Source organism: Paenibacillus sp. J22P90, from assembly GCF_059692195.1.
The window spans coordinates 1-1,664 of the sequence record NZ_JCAUAY010000028.1 but is presented as its reverse complement, the minus strand read 5'-3'; the positions used below and the strand labels follow the sequence as shown (position 1 = coordinate 1,664).

At 42.7% G+C, this 1,664-nt stretch carries 1 protein-coding gene; it reads right to left on the bottom strand.

Annotated elements, in window-relative coordinates:
- Positions 1 to 45: 45 nt before the first annotated feature.
- Positions 46 to 1,598 (bottom strand): IS3 family transposase gene (locus AC58UX_RS32610; RefSeq protein WP_497260162.1). Its coding sequence is split into 2 segments (ribosomal slippage): positions 46 to 950 and positions 950 to 1,598, totalling 1,554 coding nucleotides; the frame shifts between segments, so codons are not numbered across the junction.
- Positions 1,599 to 1,664: the final 66 nt, after the last annotated feature.

The following is a 1,664-nucleotide window of genomic DNA, read 5'->3' as shown; positions in this document are numbered from 1 at the left end:
TGAACTGCACCCCGTCAAGTAGACAGTACAATAAATAAAAATTATTTAAGCGGCCTTGGTCCTGAATTCAATCGGACTGAGGCCGTTTAGTTTTGCTTGTAACCGTTCAAAATTGTAAAAATACATGTAGTCATCTATGTCCTTTTTAAGGGCATCAAAAGAGTTGTAGGTATGTAAATAATACTTTTCGCATTTCAGTGTACCCCAGAAGGATTCCATGGGGCCGTTATCGATGCAGCGACCAACGCGGGACATGCTCTGCTTCATTTTAGCTTCGTCCAACATTTTCTTAAACTGTATTGACGTATACTGAAAACCACGGTCACTGTGGAGCATTGGCTTGCTTCCTTGTGCAACCTGTAGAGCCAGTTTCAACGTCTGAAAGACGAGAGGATTGTTGTTGGAATGCCCCAGTACGTAGGAGACAATCGTTTTATCATGGAGGTCGAGAATGGCGCTTAAATAAGCTTTTTGGCCATTTCCATACTTGAATTCTGTTACGTCAGTTACCCACTTCTCATTTGGCGTTTCTGCTTGGAACTTACGATTCAGAAGATTCTCCGCAACCTGTTGCGGCGTAGAATGCTCATATTTCTTTTTCTTTCTACGGATCACGGACTGAATTCCCTTTATCTTCATAAGCCGGTACACACGCTTATGATTGATGGCTTTACCAGTTTGTTTGCGCATGTGTAGGGTTAATTGACGGTAGCCAAAGATACGCTCGACTTTCTCATAGATAGTCATCATCACCTGCGTCAGTTGCTCATTTTGCATCTCAAGAGCACTAGGCTTGCGATTTAGCCACTTATAATAGCTTGAGCGTGCAATCCCTGCAATTTCACACAGAAGCTGAACGCTAATTGACGCTTCTCCCTGAAGCGCTTGAATAGCAAGATAGACACTTTCATGGCGATGTTGGCTTAGCTTCGCCTCCTTTGTAATTCCTGTAGCTTTTTTAGAAATGCATTTTCCGCCCGAAGCCGCTCCATTTCATAGGCCATCTTCTTCATCTCGAGTTTCTGCTGATCGGCCTCTGATAACTCTTCGGGAGCTTTCTTCCGTCCTCGACCATCCTTTAACGCCTCTTGACCGACAGTTTCGAACTTCTTGACCCATTGATACACTTGCTGGTAAGAGACTTGAAACTGTCCTGCTGTCTTCTGGTAATTATGTTGATGTGCCAAGCAGTATTGAACGATATCTATCCGTTCTTGATATGTTGTAGAGCGACCCTCTGTCATAGCGTTTACTTCCCCTTTGTAGGCTTTTAAGCTGCTATGACCATTATACTTCTGAATCCAGTTGAAAAGCTGTCTTGTACTAGCAATCTTGTATTTATCGATGATCTGATATTGAGACAATCCCCCCTCAAGGTAGTCTTTCACCGCGCTCAGTTTAAGTTCAGCACTATAACTCTGATTGTGTGCACGACTCTCTAGCCCTTCGTAACCATACAGCTTGTACCGACGTTGCCACTTCATTAATGTCGTTTTATTGATCCCATATTTCTTAGCTGCAGCTAGAAAACCTAATTGTCCACTTGATACTTCATTAAGGATAATGAGTTTTTCCGCAGCTCCATATTTTTTAAACATGAAAAAGCTCCCCTTACAGCAACAGGTTTTATTATTTCACCTGTCTACCGTAAGGGGAGCATATCA